Source organism: Flavobacterium labens (assembly GCF_048286755.1).
GTDB lineage: Bacteria > Bacteroidota > Bacteroidia > Flavobacteriales > Flavobacteriaceae > Flavobacterium.
In genome coordinates, this window is the sequence record NZ_JBLVPL010000021.1 from 1 (window position 1) to 1,104 (window position 1,104).

The window sequence follows — 1,104 nt, forward strand, 5'->3', positions numbered from 1 at the left end:
CAAAGATTGATTTTCGCTGGTAAACAGCTAGAAGATGGTCGTACGTTGGCAGATTACAACATTCAGAAGGAGTCGACTCTCCACTTGGTTCTCAGGTTAAGAGGTGGTATGCAGATCTTTGTCAAGACTCTGACTGGCAAAACCATTACCTTGGAGGTTGAAAGCTCTGACACTATTGATAACGTCAAGGCAAAGATTCAGGACAAGGAAGGAATCCCTCCGGATCAGCAGAGGCTTATCTTTGCCGGTAAGCAGCTCGAGGATGGACGCACTCTTGCTGATTACAACATCCAAAAAGAGTCAACCCTTCATTTGGTGCTTCGTCGGAGTGGTGGTATGCAGATTTTTGTGAAGACCCTCACCGGAAAGACCATCACCCTAGAGGTGGAAAGCTCAGACACCATCGACAACGTCAAGGCCAAGATCCAAGACAAGGAGGGTATCCCTCCAGACCAGCAGAGGCTCATCTTTGCCGGAAAGCAGCTCGAGGATGGCCGCACCTTGGCTGATTACAACATCCAGAAGGAATCCACCCTCCACCTCGTCCTCCGTCTCCGTGGTGGTATGCAGATCTTCGTGAAGACCCTTACGGGGAAGACCATCACCCTCGAGGTGGAAAGCTCCGACACCATCGACAACGTTAAGGCCAAGATCCAGGATAAGGAAGGGATCCCACCTGACCAGCAACGTCTCATCTTTGCCGGCACGCAGTTAGAGGATGGGCGCACCCTCGCCGACTACAACATCCAGAAGGAGTCCACCCTTCATCTTGTTCTCAGGCTCCGTGGTGGTATGCAGATTTTCGTTAAGACGTTGACTGGGAAAACTATCACTTTGGAGGTGGAGAGTTCTGACACCATTGATAACGTGAAGGCCAAGATCCAAGACAAAGAAGGAATCCCTCCGGACCAGCAGAGATTGATCTTCGCCGGAAAGCAGCTCGAAGATGGTCGTACTTTGGCTGACTACAACATCCAGAAAGAATCTACACTTCATCTTGTGTTGAGGCTTAGAGGAGGTATTATTGAGCCTTCCTTGATGATGCTTGCTCGTAAGTACAATCAGGATAAGATGATATGCCGCAAGTGCTATGCTCGTCTTCAC

General features: G+C 49.7%; 1 protein-coding gene. It reads left to right on the plus strand.

Going from position 1 to position 1,104, the window contains the following annotated elements; genetic code table 11:
* Positions 1 to 6: 6 nt before the first annotated feature.
* Positions 7 to 1,104, plus strand: a 1,098-nt coding sequence (locus ACNQF8_RS15305; RefSeq protein ID WP_417983550.1) for a ubiquitin-like protein, incomplete at its 3' end; no start/stop codon positions are given.